This window comes from Dactylosporangium sp. CA-052675 (assembly GCF_050947935.1).
Taxonomy (GTDB): Bacteria; Actinomycetota; Actinomycetes; order Mycobacteriales; family Micromonosporaceae; genus Dactylosporangium.
The window spans coordinates 9,045,995-9,061,650 of record NZ_CP192010.1 but is presented as its reverse complement, the minus strand read 5'-3'; the positions used below and the strand labels follow the sequence as shown (position 1 = coordinate 9,061,650).

The 15,656-nt window shown below is 73.0% G+C and carries 14 protein-coding genes; 6 read left to right on the top strand and 8 right to left on the bottom strand.

What is annotated here, in order from left to right:
• Positions 1 to 37 precede the first annotated feature (37 nt).
• The 6 genes from ACQP1P_RS40595 to ACQP1P_RS40570 all read left to right on the top strand — a co-directional run bounded on the left by ACQP1P_RS40595 (position 38) and on the right by ACQP1P_RS40570 (position 7,153).
• Entirely contained in the window at positions 38 to 1,801 is a 1,764-nt protein-coding gene (locus tag ACQP1P_RS40595) for a citrate/2-methylcitrate synthase (RefSeq protein ID WP_433079592.1), read from the top strand.
• Between the two features lie 234 nt (positions 1,802 to 2,035).
• Positions 2,036 to 4,090 (top strand): M3 family metallopeptidase, encoded by a 2,055-nt coding sequence (locus tag ACQP1P_RS40590; protein WP_433079590.1) that lies wholly within the window; start codon positions 2,036 to 2,038, stop codon positions 4,088 to 4,090.
• A 151-nt stretch (positions 4,091 to 4,241) separates the two neighbouring features.
• The gene (locus ACQP1P_RS40585) at positions 4,242 to 4,880 is read left to right on the top strand and encodes a hypothetical protein (RefSeq protein WP_433079588.1); all 639 of its coding nucleotides are present in this window, start codon (positions 4,242 to 4,244) and stop codon (positions 4,878 to 4,880) included.
• A gap of 136 nt (positions 4,881 to 5,016) precedes the next feature.
• Positions 5,017 to 5,724, top strand: coding sequence for a FadR/GntR family transcriptional regulator (locus ACQP1P_RS40580; protein WP_433079586.1), 708 nt, complete (start codon positions 5,017 to 5,019; stop codon positions 5,722 to 5,724).
• Positions 5,721 to 6,548, top strand: coding sequence for a sterol desaturase family protein (locus tag ACQP1P_RS40575; protein WP_433079584.1), 828 nt, complete (start codon positions 5,721 to 5,723; stop codon positions 6,546 to 6,548). Before ACQP1P_RS40580 ends, ACQP1P_RS40575 begins: the two co-directional genes overlap by 4 nt.
• Positions 6,545 to 7,153 carry a lysoplasmalogenase gene (locus ACQP1P_RS40570; protein WP_433079582.1) on the top strand — a complete coding sequence of 203 codons (609 nt, stop codon included), beginning with the start codon at positions 6,545 to 6,547 and terminating at the stop codon, positions 7,151 to 7,153. Before ACQP1P_RS40575 ends, ACQP1P_RS40570 begins: the two co-directional genes overlap by 4 nt.
• Here the strand turns inward: ACQP1P_RS40570 and ACQP1P_RS40565 are convergent.
• The 8 genes from ACQP1P_RS40565 to pilM are packed head-to-tail and all read right to left on the bottom strand — an operon-like array spanning position 7,110 to position 15,607.
• Positions 7,110 to 7,997 (bottom strand): methyltransferase domain-containing protein, encoded by an 888-nt coding sequence (locus tag ACQP1P_RS40565; RefSeq protein ID WP_433079580.1) that lies wholly within the window; start codon positions 7,995 to 7,997, stop codon positions 7,110 to 7,112. The two genes, ACQP1P_RS40570 and ACQP1P_RS40565, sit on opposite strands and share 44 nt — an antisense overlap.
• A gap of 22 nt (positions 7,998 to 8,019) precedes the next feature.
• Positions 8,020 to 8,247 carry a hypothetical protein gene (locus ACQP1P_RS40560; protein WP_433079578.1) on the bottom strand — a complete coding sequence of 76 codons (228 nt, stop codon included), beginning with the start codon at positions 8,245 to 8,247 and terminating at the stop codon, positions 8,020 to 8,022.
• A 49-nt stretch (positions 8,248 to 8,296) separates the two neighbouring features.
• Positions 8,297 to 9,811 carry an RICIN domain-containing protein gene (locus ACQP1P_RS40555; RefSeq protein ID WP_433079576.1) on the bottom strand — a complete coding sequence of 505 codons (1,515 nt, stop codon included), beginning with the start codon at positions 9,809 to 9,811 and terminating at the stop codon, positions 8,297 to 8,299.
• A 1-nt stretch (position 9,812) separates the two neighbouring features.
• The gene (locus tag ACQP1P_RS40550; RefSeq protein WP_433079574.1) at positions 9,813 to 10,448 is read right to left on the bottom strand and encodes a hypothetical protein; all 636 of its coding nucleotides are present in this window, start codon (positions 10,446 to 10,448) and stop codon (positions 9,813 to 9,815) included.
• Positions 10,445 to 12,130, bottom strand: coding sequence for a putative Ig domain-containing protein (locus ACQP1P_RS40545; protein ID WP_433079572.1), 1,686 nt, complete (start codon positions 12,128 to 12,130; stop codon positions 10,445 to 10,447). The genes ACQP1P_RS40550 and ACQP1P_RS40545 overlap by 4 nt, the downstream gene beginning before the upstream one ends.
• An 11-nt stretch (positions 12,131 to 12,141) precedes the next feature.
• The gene (gene pilO / locus ACQP1P_RS40540) at positions 12,142 to 12,696 is read right to left on the bottom strand and encodes a type 4a pilus biogenesis protein PilO (protein WP_433079570.1); all 555 of its coding nucleotides are present in this window, start codon (positions 12,694 to 12,696) and stop codon (positions 12,142 to 12,144) included.
• Positions 12,696 to 14,588, bottom strand: coding sequence for a hypothetical protein (locus tag ACQP1P_RS40535; RefSeq protein ID WP_433079568.1), 1,893 nt, complete (start codon positions 14,586 to 14,588; stop codon positions 12,696 to 12,698). Before ACQP1P_RS40535 ends, pilO begins: the two co-directional genes overlap by 1 nt.
• Positions 14,585 to 15,607, bottom strand: a complete 1,023-nt coding sequence (pilM, locus tag ACQP1P_RS40530) for a type IV pilus assembly protein PilM (RefSeq protein ID WP_433079566.1) — start codon at positions 15,605 to 15,607, stop codon at positions 14,585 to 14,587. The genes ACQP1P_RS40535 and pilM overlap by 4 nt, the downstream gene beginning before the upstream one ends.
• Positions 15,608 to 15,656 lie beyond the last annotated feature (49 nt).

Here is a 15,656-nt window from a genome sequence, read left to right as displayed (position 1 = left end):
CGCGAGCAGGCTCGTCGGCTTCGGCCAGGTCGAAAAATTGGCGAGGCATCGCGGGTGCAGGCTCGTCGACCTCGGCTACGTCGAGATCTCCGCCGGCGCGTGTGACGGGCGGGTCGGCATCGCCTGGAAAGCCGTCCCCGACCGCCCCAGCGCCGACGCGCCGCCGATGGAGCGGGGCGTAACGTCGTCGGGCGTGAGCGAGTGGATGAGCGCCGAAGAGGCGGCCGATCGGCTGGGCGTCAAGCCCGCGACGCTGTACGCATACGTCAGCCGCGGCACCCTGACCCGCCGCAAGCACGAGGGCCGCAGCGTGTTCAACCGCGCCGAGATCGAGGAGCTGGCCCGCCGGGGCCGGCCGCGGCGCCAGGCCGGCGCCACCGAACTCGTCATCGAGTCGGCCATCACCATGCTCGGCGAGGACCGGCACTACTACCGCGGCCGCGAGGCGATCGCGCTCGCCGCGACCTGGCGCCTCGAGGAGACCGCGCTCTGGCTGTGGACCGGGGCCGAACCCGAGGCCGCCGCCGACCGGGACCCGGCGGCCCAGCAGGCCCCCGGCCGGCGGGCCGAGCCCGGCGCGGTCGTGGCGGCCGGGGAGGCTCCCGCCCGGCGGGCCGCGCCTGGCGTGCTCGCGGCGGCCGGGGAGGCCCCCGACTGGCGGGCCGCGCCTGGCGTGCTCGCGGCGGCCGGGGAGGCCCCCGGCCGGCGGGCCGCGCCTGGCGCGCTCGTGGCGGCCGGGGAGGCTCCCGGCCGGCGGGCCGCGCCTGGCGTGCTCGCGGCGGCCGGGGAGGCTCCCGCCCGGCGGGCCGCGCCTGGCGGGCTCGCGGCGGCCGGGGAGGCTCCCGGCCGGCGGGCCGCGCCTGGCGGGCTCGCGGCGGCCCAGGAGGTCCCCGACTGGCAGGCCGCGCCCGACGCGCTCGCGGCGGCCCGAGAGGCGCAGCGCGGCCTCTCCGGCGACGTCCTGCCGCTCGAACGCCTCCAGGTCATCGTGGCCGCGCTCGCCGCCGCCGACCCCGTGCGGCACAACCTCGACCCGGCCGCCGTCGTGCAGACCGGCAAGGGGCTCATGGCCGGCATGGTCGACGCGCTGCCCGGCACCGACTCCGGCCCGACCTCCCGCCAGCCATCCCGCCCGAACGCCCGCCAAGCCCAGCGCAAGGGCCGCGACGCGGGCCTGCACACGCGGCTGTGGCGCAAGCTCGGCGCCGCCCGGGCCGAGGAGGGCCTGGCCGACGTGCTGCGCTTCGCCCTCGTGCTGCTCGCCGATCACGAGCTCGCCGCGTCCACGCTCGCGGCCCGCGTCGCGGCGTCGGTGCGCGCCGACCCGTACGCCGTCGTCACCACCGGTCTCGGCACCGTCAGCGGCGCCCTGCACGGCGGCGCGTCCCTCGGCGTCGAGTCGCTGCTCGCCGAGATCGCCGAGCCGGAGCGGGCCGCGCAGGCGATGGGGGAGCGGCTGCGCAGGGGCGAGCGCGTCGCCGGCTTCGGGCACGCCGTGTACCGCGCCGGCGACGCCCGCGGCGACGCGCTCATGGACCGCATCCGCGCCGCGGTGCCGGGCTACCCGCGCCTCGCCGTCGCCGAGGCGGTGCTGGAGGAGGCCCGCCGCCGCGCCCTGCCCGCCATGAACGTCGACTTCCCGCTCGGCGTGCTCACCCACCTGGCCGGCATGCCCCGCGGCGCCGGCGAGGCGATCTTCGGCGTGGCGCGCACGGCCGGCTGGCTCGCCCACGCGATGGAGGAGTACGCGAACCCCACCCGGCTGCGGCTGCGCGCCGCGTACACGGGGCCGCTGGTATGACCGGGTCCGGCACCGTTGCCGCGGCGAGCGGGCCGGGCAAGGGGGTCCGCGTCGCGTACAGGGGGCCGCTGGTGTGACCGGGTCGGGCGGCCGTGCCGTGCCGGGCGGGCCGAGCAATGGGCTGCGCGCCGCGTGCACGGGGCCGCTGGTGTGACCGGGTCTGGCACCCTTGCCGCGGCGGGCGGGCCGAGCAAGGGGTGCGGATAACGGGGTGCGGGTCGATACAGTCGGTAGGTGACCACGGACAACCCGTTCTTCGCGCCGAGTGACCTGCCGTACCAGCTGCCGCCCTTCGACCGCATCGACGTCGAGCACTACCCGCCGGCCTTCGAGCGGGGCATGCGGGAGCAGCGCGCCGAGGTCGCCGCCATCGCCGCCGACCCGGCCCCGCCGACGTTCGAGAACACCCTGGTGGCCCTGGAGCGCTCGGGGCGGATCCTGCAGCGCGTCTCGGCCGCGTTCTTCACGCTGACGAGCGCGCACACGTCCGACCGGCTGCAGGAGATCGAAGCGGATGTCGTACCGCGGCTGTCGGCCCACAGCGACGCCATCATGCTCGATCCCGGGCTGTACGCGCGCGTCAAGGACCTCTACGAACGGCGCGACGAGCTCGGCCTGGACGCCGAGGGCGCCTGGCTGCTGGAGCGCTACCGCACCGAGTTCGTGCGGGCCGGCGCCGAGCTGTCCGAGGCCCAGCACGAGCGCCTGCGCGAGATCAACGCCGAGCTGGCCGGCCTCGCCACCGACTTCGGCAACCTCGTGCGCGACGACATGAAGGCCCGGGCCGTGATCGTCGAGGACGAGGCGGCCCTGGACGGGCTGTCCGCCGACGCCGTGGCCGCCGCGGCGGTCGCGGGCAAGGACCGTGGGCTCGACGGGCAGTACGTGCTCAACCTCGTCCTGCCCACGTCGCAGCCGCCGCTGGCCGCCCTGCACGACCGGGCCCTGCGCGAGCGCCTGCACGCCGCCTCCATCGGCCGCGGGGCCGGCGGCCCCAACGACACCACCGGGCTGGTGCTGCGCATCGTGCGGCTGCGCGCCGAGCGGGCCCGGCTGCTGGGCTACGACAACCACGCCGCCTACAACATCTCCGACAACACCGCGCGCTCGGTGAGCGCGGTCGAGGAGATGCTCGCCAAGCTCGTCCCGGCGGCGATGGCCAACGCCGCCGCCGAGGCCGACGACCTGCAGGCCGTCATCGGCGACGAGTTCACGCTGCAGCCCTGGGACTGGGCGTACTACACCGAGCGCCTGCGCCGCGAGCGCTACGCGATCGACGAGAGCGAGCTGCGGCCGTACTTCGAGCTCGAACGCGTCCTGCACGACGGGGTCTTCTTCGCCGCGGGGCAGCTGTACGGGCTGCGCTTCAGCGAACGGCCGGACCTGCACGCGTACCATCCGGACGCCCGCGTCTTCGAGGTCTTCGACCACGACGGGAGCCCGCTCGGGCTCTACATCGGCGACTTCTTCACCCGCGCGTCCAAGCGCGGCGGGGCCTGGGCGAACGCGCTGGTGCCGCAGGCGCGGCTGTTCGGCACGTCCCCGGTCGTGTGCAACAACCTCAACGTGAACCGGGCGCCGCAGGGGGAGCCGACGCTGCTCACCCTCGACGAGGTGCGCACCCTGTTCCACGAGTTCGGGCACGCGCTGCACACGCTGTTCTCGTCGGTGCAGTACCCGAAGTTCGCCGGCACGCGGGTGCCGCGGGACTTCGTGGAGTACCCGTCGCAGGTCAACGAGGTGTGGATGCTCTGGCCGGAGGTGCTGGAGCACTACGCCCGCCACCACGTCACCGGCGACCGCCTCCCGCAGGAGGTCGTCGACCGGCTCCAGGCGGCCGAGCAGTTCAACAAGGGGTTCGCGACGGTGGAGTACCTGGCCGCGACCCTGCTCGACCTCGCATGGCACACCCTGGACGTGGAGGCGGCCGCGGCCGTCACCGACGTCGTCGCCTTCGAGGCCGAGGCGCTGGAGCGGGCCGGGGTGGCGACGCCGTTCGTACCGCCCCGCTACCGCACGCCGTACTTCGCGCACATCTTCAGCGGGGCCGCGTACAGCGCCGGCTACTACTCGTACATCTGGAGCGAGGTCCTCGACGCCGACACCGTCGACTGGCTCACCGAGCGCGGCGGACTGCGCCGGGACAGTGGCGACGCGTTCCGTGACGGACTGCTGGCGCGCGGCGGCAGCGCCGACTCGATGGAGGTGTATCGCGCCTTCCGTGGCCGCGACCCGCTCATCGAGCCGCTGCTCAAGCGCCGTGGGCTGCTCGGCGCCGCGAAATCGTGACGCAGCGTGAAGGTTCTCGGATTCCTTAGGTTTTGTTAAAGGAGGCGGATCCCGCCTTTCGGTACGGGCGCCACGTTCGTAAGCTGTCGCGGTGCGTGGCGCCACCCCCCGGCGTAGGCGCGCGGCCGGTCGCCGTCTGCATCTGAGCAGAATGGTGCTCCTCGCCGCGGTCAGCCTCGTCGCTTCGTTGATCAGTGTCGGTGTGTCGTGGGCGATCTTCCCGGCGCAGCCGCCGGCTCCGGTCGCGGACGACACGAGCTTCGACTCCGCGAAGTTCTACGAGACCCACGCCCGCGCGAACGCGGCCCGGGGCGCGGCCCAGGCCGCCCTGCCCGGCCAGCCGCTGGTGCCGAAGCCGGTGGCAGGCCTGAATCAGGCCCAGACCAACAACGCCTACATCGTCGTCGAGGTGGCCAGGCAGATGGGCCTGCCGGAGCGCGCGATGGTCGTGGCGATCGCGACGGCGCTGCAGGAGACGTACCTGAAGAACCTCGCGAACCCGAAGGTCCCCGCGTCGATGAAGCTCCCGCACGAGGGCACCGGGACGAATTACGATTCCGTGGGAATCTTCCAGCAGCGGGTGAGCATCTGGGGCACACCGGAGCAGCTCATGGACCCGGCCTTCGCATCCGCCAAGTTCTACACAAAACTCCAGAAGGTCGGCGGCTGGGAAAGCATGAGCGTGACGAACGCGGCCCAGGCCGTGCAGCGCAGCGCCTTCGCGAGCGCATACGCCAAGCACGCGACCAATGCCCAGAAAATCGTCGACGAGCTGACCGCGGGCGACTGACCCGGCTCTTGATCTTTGCGCGACACCGCCCGCGTCCGCGCGGCGCGTGTCCGTGTCCGCGCCGTCCGCGCAGCATCCCGAGGCAGGCGAAAAAGAGCACTGGTCCAACCAGTTGACGAGTGGCAGACTCCGGGGCATGGAGTTCGTCCCGGCCGCCCGCACCTCGGTCTCCGACCACGTCTTCGCCCAGCTCCGCGACGCCATCCTCGCCGGTGACTACCGGCCCGACGCGAGTCTGCCCAGCGAACGCGAGCTCGCCGCCGTCTTCGAGGTCAACCGGCACGCGGTGCGCGAGGCGCTGCGCAGGCTCCAGCAGCTCGGCCTGGTGCGCGTGGCCCAGGGCGGCGCCACGAGGGTCCTGGACTGGCGTGAGCACGCCGGCCTCGACCTCGCCATGGCCGCCGGCGCCCAGCATCTCCTCCCCGTCGAGCACCTGGTCCGCGACGTGCTCGAGATGCGGGCCTGCCTCGGGGCCGACGCCGCGCGGCTGTGTGCTCAGCGGGGCAGCGCGGCGGACAAGGCCGCGGTCCGCGCGGCGATCGAAGCCTACGCGGCCGAGGCGCCCGACCTGGAGCGGATGGGCGCCGCGAACATCGCGCTGTGGCGGGCGGTCCTGCTCGGCAGCGGCAACACCGCCTATCTGCTGGCCTTCAACAGTCTCGTCGGCGGCGCACTCGCCGTCGGGCGGGTGCCCGCCGCCCACCGGACCGCCGAGCTGCTCGACATCGCCGGGCACCGCCGCCTCGGCGAGTGGATCGAGGCCGGTGACGGCGCCGCCGCCCAGCGCCAGGCCGAGACGCTGCTCAACGCCCCCATCCGGACGAAGGGAGGAATCGTCGCATGATCCCCGCCGTGTTGTACGCCGTGCCGGCATTCCTGCTGCTGATGGTCATGGAGGCGGTCTCGTACCGCTTCCTGCCCGACGACGAGGAGCGCGGCTACGAGGTCCGCGACACCGCCACCAGCCTGTCGATGGGCCTGGGCAGCCAGATCATCGGCGTGCCCTGGAAGCTGGTCGTCGCGGTCGCCTTCGCCGGGCTCTACGTGCTGACCCCGCTGCGGATGGACCCGCACAGCCCGTGGACGTGGGCGGTGCTCTTCCTCGCCGACGACCTCGCGTACTACTGGTTCCACCGCCTGCACCACGAGGTCCGCGTCTTCTGGGCCGGGCACGTGGTGCACCACTCGAGCGTGTTCTTCAACCTGAGCACGGCCCTGCGCCAGAGCTGGACCCCGATGACCGCCACGCCCTTCTGGCTGTTGCTGCCGCTGCTGGGCATCCCGCCGTGGATGGTCTTCCTGCAGCAGTCGATCAGCCTGGCGTACCAGTTCTTCCTGCACAGCGAGCGGGTGAACCGGCTCTGGGCGCCGATCGAGTGGGTCTTCAACACGCCGTCGCACCACCGCGTGCACCACGGCGCCAACCAGGAGTACCTCGACCGCAACTACGGCGGCATCCTCATCGTCTGGGACCGGCTCTTCGGCACCTTCGAGCCCGAGCGCGCCGCGGTCCGCTACGGCCTGACGAAGAACATCGCCACCTACAACCCGCTGCGGGTCGCCACCCACGAGTACGCGGCCATCTGGTCCGACGTGCGCCGCGCGACCCGCTGGGGCGACCGGCTCCGGTTCGTGTTCGGCCGCCCCGGCTGGCAGCCGTCGACGTGAAGCTGAAGCTCTTCTGGGCGGCCGTCGCCGTCGAGCTGATCGGTGTCGCCACGGACCAGCACGTCCTGCAGTGGATCGCCAAGCCCCTGATCGCGCCGCTGCTGCTGTGGTACCTCCACCGGCGCGGCCCGATCGCGACGGCCCTGGTCTTCGCGACCGTCGGCGACATCGTGCTGCTGATCCCGGGGAGGGTGCCGTTCCTGCTGGGCCTGGCCGCGTTCCTCGGCACCCAGATCGCCCTGCTCACCGGGTTCCTGCGCCGCGGCCGGCCGCGAGCGCTCGCCGTCGCCGGGTACGCCGTGGTCTGGGCCGGGGTCAACGCCGCCCTCTGGGGCCAGCTCGGCGCGCTGCGGGGCCCCGTCCTGGGGTACAGCCTCGCCCTGGCCGCCATGGCCTGCGCCGCGACCGGCGTGAACGCCCGCACCGGCCTCGGCGGCGCGCTGTTCCTCGTGTCCGACCTGCTCATCGGCGTCGGCGCGGCCGGGCTGGACTTCCCCGGCCGGGACCTCGCGGTGATGGCGACCTACGTGGCCGCCCTGTACCTCATCGTCACGGCCGCCGTCAGTGCGCGTGCGCCGGAACCGAGACCCGCAGCACGTCGGTGAGGGCGGGGATCTCGTCGCCGGGGGAGTACTCGAACCGCACCCGCACCTCGTCGCCGGTGAGCACCTCGACCGGCTCGCTCACCGGCACGACGAGGTAGTTCATGGTCCAGTCGACGCTGCCGGCCGGCTCGTACAGCAGGGTCAGGAGGTTCTTCGTGACGAGCCGGACGGCGTTGACCACGGCCGGCCGCTCGGCGACGAACGTCAGGTCGGCCGCGCACCGCGACGGCAGCGGCTCGCAGTAGAAGAACTGCTGGAACACCTGCGGCGCCGCGGCCTCCACCGTGCGCGGCTGGACGCTCTCCGGCAGCTGGAACACCGGCGCCGGCACCGTGTACCCCATGTACGTGAAGTCCTGCTCGACCGGCTGGACCGCCTGCACGCACGCCTCGGGCAGGAACCGGGGCAGCGGCCCGCCGACGTGGCGCAGGTAGCGGCGCTTGAACGCGGCCAGCACCTCGATCTGGCGCTCCCGCAGCAGCCCGACGTGCAGCATCTCGCACATCACCAGGTCCACGGGCTCGTCGGGCAGGTAGTCGCGGGCGTCGGCGTGCAGGATGCGCACCGCGTCGCCGGTCGCGGCCCGCAGCGCGGCCCGGGCGGCGGCGTAGACCCGCGGCTCGCGCTCGATCGCGGTCACGACCGCGCCCGCGCGGGCGGCGAAGTAGCTGAGCACCCCGGTGCCGGCGCCGAGGTCGAGCACCCGCATCCCCGGCCGCACGGTCCGGGCGATCGCGTCGGCGAAGGCGCGCATGCGCCGCTCGTCGGTGAGCAGCAGCGCCTGGTACTGCAGCGGGATGATGTCGGCCGGGAACCCCGTGTACTCGGTGCTGAGGTGCTCCATGCGCACAGGGTAGTCGCGGGAGTTACGCAGCGTCGTCGGTTTTGTGGAGGTCCAGCCCGTCCCAGCCCGCGTACCCGCGCGGCCGCCGCGACCGCCGGCGCCGCCCGCGCACGAGGAACCAGACCGGCCCGGCCAGCACCGCCCCGGCCGCCACGTCGAGCAGGCGGTTGTGCCCTGTCGGCACCATGGTCAGCACCATTGCCATCGCCGTGACCGCCACGATCGCGGCCACCTTCACCGTGAGGCCCATGAGAAGACCTTCGCCCCGGGCGGAGGAGAAGCCATCCGGGTCGATGCCCCTACTTTTCCCCGATGTTCTTCAGGGGCGTCGGGTCCTCGATGTTCGCCGGCGCGTTCCACTTCTGCAGCTTCGAGCCGTCGCACGCGGCCACGACCAGCTTGCTCACCGTGGTGCTGCCCTTGAAGATGTCGGACGCGGGCAGCTTCGGGTCGTCGAGGTTCGTCGGGGTCAGGCACTTGCCGTTGTGGTCCTTGATGACATAGCTCGCGCCGTACGTCTTCTCCTGGTACGACACCGTCCACAGCGTGCCCGCGTCGGTCGTGGCCGGGCACGCCTTCATCGTCACGAAGTACGAGGCCGCTCCCGGCTCGGCGGTCGTCATGCACACGTTCTGCTTGGTCTTGGAGCTGTCGTACGTCCAGATCTGCCCGGTGATGCTGCCGAGCCCGGTCCCCGTCGCGGGGATGTTCCACCGCTGGTTCCAGCCGACGTTGAGCGGGTTCGGCGCCTGCTTGCACGGCCACACGATGATGTACCCGATCGTGATGTCGAAGTTCGTGACGTCGATGCACCGGCCGAACTGCTTGAAGTTGACGATCTGGTACGGCGGCCCGGCCGCCCCGGCGCCGACCGACGCCTCCGGCGCGAACGTGCGCGTGTTGTCCGCGGCGCCGCCGCACGCGACCAGCTCCACGAACGCGCCCGGCGTGCTGCCGGACTTGGCGTGGAAGCAGAAACTGCCGAGGCTCGAGCCGTTGGACGCGGTGCTCTGGAAGTTGGAGCTGTCGTTGATGCTCCAGCGCTGGTAGTACGGGATCGTCGGCGACCCGCACACCTGGAACTGCACCAGCGTGCCCGAGACCGGGCTGTCGCCCGAGTCCAGGCACATGCCCAGCGGGTTGGCCGCGGTCTTGGAGGAGACCAGCTGCAGCGTCAGGTTCTTGGTGTACGCGAACGTCTGCCGCGCGCTGCCGGTGCTGCACGGCTGCGTGGTCACGTTCGTGCCGACGGCCGGCGAGCCGGAGCCCGCGTCGAGGCAGTACGTGCCGCCGTAGAACTTGACCAGGCCGCCCTCGATGTTCTCGTTGGTGAAGCGGAACACGTAGGTGGCGTTCAGCGTCCGCGAGGCGGCCGGGTCGAACGCCTGGCCCGGGTTGCCCTTGGCCGTGCCGGTCGCCGTGATCACCGCGAACGAGGGCACGCTGACGAGGTGCCCGGCCCGGGTCGCGCACGGCAGCGCGGTCTTGCTCGAGTCCTGGAAGACGACCGAGGCCTTGTACCGCCCCGGCAGCCCGCCGCCGACGGTACCCAGCAGCGGGTCGCTGGCCGGCAGGCACAGCAGGTTGGCGATCGTGCCCGCGGAGGCGCGGATGCTGCCCAGCACCACGTCGATCCCGGCCTGCGCGGCGTGCAGCGCCTTGGCCCGCTCGACCGTCTCGGCGGTGTCGCGCAGCTGGGTGATGACGATCGGCACCATGAGCGTCGACAGCGACGTGCCGACCAGCGTGAGCATCATCGCCAGCGGCAGCGACCCGTCGTCGCGCCGCAGCGCCCGCAGCAGCCTCCGGACCATGTCAGAGCCTCGCTTCCGGGCAGATCGTGTTCGGGTCCGTGCTCGCCTTGCTGTTCAACGCGGTGAACGTCAGGTCGGTGTTCGCCGTGGTCTGCCCGCGGCCCGGGTTGGACCGCACGATGAGCAGGATCCGCAGGCGCTGGAACGCGGTGTTCTCGGTCGGCGCGATGATCGTGAAGGTGCTCCTGGGGTCCGTGGGCAGCGGCGGGGCGATGACGACGTTGGAGGCCAGCACCGCCCACGTGTTCTGCGGCTTCTGCCCGGTCGGCCACACCTGCCGGCGCAGCGTTCCGGCCGCCGCGTAGAGCTCCAGCTGCGCGCACTCGGGCGTGCCGCTGGCCGTGCCGGTGTTGACGTACTCGACGAACACGTTGCCGGCGGCGTCGGGGTGGATCGGCCCGAAGCCGGCCGCGTAGCGCAGCTCCCGGTCCAGGCGCAGGAACGCGTTGTTGAGCTGCGCCTGGGTCATCGCGACGAGCTCGTTCTTGTTGCCGGCCTGGAACAGCTGCACGACCCCGGTCGTGAAGATGGCCATGACCATCGACATGATCCCGGTCGTGACCGCCAGCTCGGCGAGGGTCACCCCGCGGTCGTCGCCCGGGCGCGCGACCCGGCGGATGCGTTGCAGCAGGCTCATGTGATCGTCCAGGTGAAGGCGAACGAGGAGGTGGCGCCGGTCTTGTCCGTCACCGTGAGGATCACGACCCAGGCGCCCGGCGTGCTCGGGGTCCCGGTGATGGCGCCGGTGGCCGTGTTCACCGACAGGCCGGTCGGCAGGTTCGTGGCGGTCCAGGTGTACGGCGTGGTGCCGCCCGTCGCCACCGGGGTGTACGTGAGCGCCGTGTTCTTCGGGCTCGATCTGTCCGGCGCGGTCACGGCCGGCGTGGTGATCCTCAGCCCGGATGGGACGGTCACGTTGACCGGCACGACGGTCGAGTTGGTGACGCCGTTGCTGTCCTTGACGTTGACGGTCACGAGGTACCGCGTCCCGCTCGTGATCTTGCCCGTGACCAGGCCCGCGGCGCTCATCGTGAGACCCGGGGGCATGTTCGGCGACGAGAACGTGTAGCCGCCCGAGCCGCCGGCCGCGACCACCGAGCCGCTGTACGCCACGTCCTTGGTCAGCGCGATCGGCGTCGAGGCGTTGGGGTACTGCACCGCGACCCTGGTGTTCCACTTGAACGTCACCGAGGACTTCTGGCCGAAGGAGTCGGTGACGCCGACGGTCACGTTCGCGACCGCGGCGGCGCCGGAGGCGGTCGTGGTGCCCTTGATGATCCCGGTGAGCGGGTCGATCGTCAGGCCGGCCGGCAGCCCGGTCGCCGTCCAGGCCAGCTTCGGCGTGCCGCCGGGCAGCGGCACCTGGAACGACACCACCGATCCCGCGTCGAAGGTCTGGTCCGCCACGACGAGCTTCGGCAGCGGGTTCACCACCCAGTTGAACGAGGCGTCGTTCGTGCTCGCGTTGTCCTTGACGATCACGCGGACCACGTAGGTGCCGGCCGCGGTCGGGGTGCCGCTCATGAGCCCGGCGTCGTTGACGGTGATGCCCGGCGGCAGGCCCTCCGCGGACCAGGTCAGCGGCGGGTAGGAGCTGCTCGCGGTCAGCCGCACCGGCAGCGCCGGGACGTTCAGGTCGCTGGCCTGGTTGCCGGGGTTGTCCGGCAGCGGCGGGGCGACGGTGACGCTCGGGTTGAACACCGGGTCGACGGTCGACGAGGCGACGAGGGTGTCGGTGATGTACGAGCACTGCCCGCCGGCGCAGGCCCTCGAGTTCTGCCAGGTGATGGCGACGACGACCCGGAAGAAGGACAGCGGGTTGGGGATGCCCGCCGACAGCACGCAGGGCGCGCCCGAGCCGAGCTTCGGGTCCATCACGCAGCTGCCGAGGAACCAGTGCCGCTGGAACACGGCGTCGTTCACCGTCAGCTGCTCGGGCACGACCGGCAGCACCGGGTTGAGGCTGCTCGCACCGGCCGGCAGCGTCGGGTCCGACACCATCGTCATCGTCGTGGCGAGCGAGCCGAGGTCCAGGTTGGGCACGACGTCGGTGCTCAGCTGCGTGGCGATGTCCTTGGCGCTGCGCCCGGCCGCGAGGGTCGAGCCGGGCAGCGACCGGACCAGCTCGATGCCGTCGCTGGCCAGCCGGATGGCCATCTGCAGGCCGCGTTCCTTGTTGATGGTGTTGGTCGTGGACACGAAGAACGTGGTCAGCGCCGTCATCACCACGCCCATGATGGCGATCGAGGTGAGCGTCTCGACCAGGCTGAACCCGTCGTCGCGGGGGTGCGGCACGGAACCGTCGCGGGGGAGCTTCATCGTTCTGCCTGCTAGCTCAGCGGGGCGTAGAACGCCTGGAGGTTGATGGTGACGTTGGACTTGTCGCTGCCCGTGCTCGTCGGGGCGACGTTGATGCTGCTGATGAGCACCGCCCGGGGCTGGGCGACCTGCAGCTGGTCGAGGAAGGGGTTGAGCTTGCCCGTCGGGCCCACCACGGTGAGGCTCACCGGCAGCGCGTACACCTCGAAACCCACCAGGGTCTTGAGGTCCACGGCGGAGCCGACCGAGACGCCGCTCACGGTCACGCCGGTCAGCTCGCCGGCCGACTGCAGCTCGCGCAGGAAGTCCGAGGCCCGGTCGGTGTCGGGCAGCGCCGCCTGGTCCTTGGCCAGCGCGGCCTTGAACTCCTCGATGTGCTCGTGCTGCTTGGCCAGCGTCGCCAGCTCGCGCCGCTGCTGGTCCACCTTCAGCTGCGCGTCGGCGGCGTCGGCCCGGATGGTGCCGGTGTCCTGCTGCTCCGGGCGGATGAAGAACAGGAAACCGAACGCGACCACGACGAGCGCGAAGAACGCGCCGCCGAGCAGCCACAGGCGATCGTGTCGCATCACTTGCTCCCGGTGGGGCTCGCCGACGGCGCGGCACTGGTGAACCGGCCGCCGAGCGCGGCCCGGGTGATGTCGACGCGGATGGTGAACGACACCCCGTCGAGCTCCTGCGTCGCGTCCGACGGGAACGGGTTGGTCACGCCGGAGACGCCGTTGAGCGCGTCCACGTACGCGGCGACGGCCGCCTTCGTCGGCGCCTTGCCGGTCAGCGTGACGGTGCCGATGATGTCGCCCTTGTTCTGCCCGGCCAGCGACTCCTGGTTCAGCGACGCGGTGATCCCGCTGAGCGTGACGTTCTTCGCGGCCGCGGTGGCGCGCAGCGCGGCGAGCATCTTCGACCAGGACAGGTCGTAGTCGAGCACCTTCTTGAGCCGCTCGTCGATCTTGCCGGAGTCCGCCTGGACGCGGGTCAGCTCGTCGTACCGCTTGTGCCGCTGCCGCGTCAGGTCCTGGCTGGTGTCGAGGATGCTCTGCCGGTCCTCGTCGGCCTGGGTGTGCTCGTGCACCGTGACGCCGTACCAGCCCACGACCAGCGCCGCGACCGCCACGACGCCGGAGATGACCAGGCGGCGCACGCGGCGCACGTGCCGGGTCTCGGAGATCTCCAGCGGCAGCAGGTCGGCCGCGATGGGCAGGATGCGGAACGTGCGCGCGGTCGCGTCCGGGAACGCCGGGTGCGGCGCCCCCTTGCGCGCCGGCGGGGCCGGGGCCGCCTCGGCGGCCACGACGGGCTGCGGCGCGGTGGCCGCGGGCGGCACGACGGGCTGCGGCGCGGTGGCCGCGGGCGGCACGACGGGCTGCGGCGTGGTGGCCGCGGGCGGCACGACGGGCTGCGGCGTGGTGGCCGCGGGCGGCACGACGGGCTGCGGCGCGGTGGGCTCCTCGACGGCGGGGACCGGGGCCGCCGGCGCCGCGACCGGCTCGACCACGGGCGCCCAGGTCGGCTCGGCCACCGTCTCGACCGGCATCGGCACGGGCGGCATCGATCTCGGCGCGATCGATACCGGCGGCATCGACACGGGCGGCGTCGATGCGGGCGGCATTGATGCGGGCGGCATTGATGCGGGCGGCATTGATGCGGGCGGCGTCGGCACCGGCGGCAGGGGGGCCGGGGGCGCGGTGACCGGTGCGGCGGCGGGCTCGTCGGGCAGGTCGAGCGTCGGCGTGCGCTCCCAGCGCTCGGCCGCGGGCGGTGGCGGGGGAGGCGCGGCCGGCACGCCCCAGGAGGGCAGGGCGGTGCGCAGGCCCTCGGGCGCGGCCGGCGCGTGCGTGTGCGCCTCCAGCACGTCGACGGGCGCGGTGAGCGGGTCGAACCCGCCGGACGGGGCCGGTGGCGCGAGGGTCGCGGTCTCGGCCTGGGCGGCGTCGTCGGGCGGCAGCACGAACTCGCCGTGGATGAACCGCGGGAACTCGCGCCGCGGCGCGGCCGCGACCGGGGCCGACTCCGGCGCCCGGTCCGGCTCGGTGGCGGCGGGCGGCCACGCCGGGGGCGGGCCGGCGGGCACGACGGGCACCGGGGGACCGGCGAACTCATCAGCGGTCGCGCGGGCGTGGCGGTCGGGCGCGAACTCATCAGCGGTCGCGCGGGCGTGGCGGTCGGGCTCGAACTCGGCGGCGGCCGCGCGGGCGTGGCGGTCGGGCTCGAACTCGGCGGCGGTCGCGCGGGCGTGGCGGTCGGGCGCGAACTCGCCGGCGGCCGCCCGGGCGCGGCGGTCGGGCGCGAACTCATCAGCGGTCGCGCGGGCGCGGCGGTCGCGCTCGAACTCGTCGAGGTCCTCGGCCGCGTCGGGGTCCTCGAAGGAGGGCAGCACGATGCCGGTCAGGCGCCGCTCGGGCTCCTTCCAGCCGGGCTCGGTCCACCCCGCCTCCTGCTTCCAGACCGGTTCGCTCACGACGACGCCCCCAGGGTCAGGCCGACCGAGATCGCGGCCGAGGCGCGCACCTGCTCCAGGCTGCCGTGGCGCACGCGGCGCAGCCCGCGCACCCGCATCACCGGGTCGATGGCGATGACCTCCACGCCGAGCTGGTCGTGCAGCGCGTCGAGCAGCCCGGGCAGCATCGCCCCGCCGCCGGAGAGGGCCAGCCGGCTCACGCGGGCCTGGCGGCCGCCGGCGGTGAGGTACGCGAACGAGCTGCCGATCTCGTTGATCAGCGGGCGCACCGACTCGCGCAGGGCGGCGCCGCTGGCCGGGTCGGTCTCGGGGCGCAGGCCCACGCGGCACTTGAGGTCCTCGGCCTCCTGCAGCGGCAGGTCGAGCCGGTCGGCCACGGTCTTGGTGATCTCGTTGCCGCCGCGGGGGATGGTGCGCACGATGAGCGGCTCGCCGTCGTGGTGCACGACCACGCTGGTCGCGTGCGCGCCGATGTCGACCAGCGCCTCGACCTGCTCGTCGAGGCGCGACGCGGCCCGCAGCAGCGCGAAGGAGGCCAGGTCCACCCGCTCCACGTGCAGCTTGGCCGCCTCGATGGCGCGGATCGCGGCCATCACCGGCTCCTTGGGCGCGGCGATGAGCAGCCCGCGGACCGTGTCACCGGCGGCCTCCTGCAGCGGGTAGAAGTCGATGAGCGAGCGCTCCGGCGGCAGCGGCAGCGCGTCGCGCACCTGGAACGGCAGCGCCCGGCGCATCTCCTTCGCCGGCAGGTTGGCCACCGTCGTCTCGCGGACCACGATCTGCTGGTGGGTGACGCCGAGCGCGACCTTGCGGGTGCGGAACTTGAACGTCGACCACAGCTGCTTCAGCGCCGCGGTGACGGCGGGCTCGTCCTGGACCGCGCCGTTCTGCACGGCCCCGGGCGGCACCAGGATGTGGCCGAAGTTGCTGATGACCGGCCCGTCCTTGCTGTTGCTGGTCTCCGCCGCACGGATGGACACCGTGCCGATGTCCAGCCCGATCAGGTTGACTGCGGCCATCGTGCTCCTTCGAGAAGGTCCCCGCCCGGTGCGTGCGGACGAGTCAGGG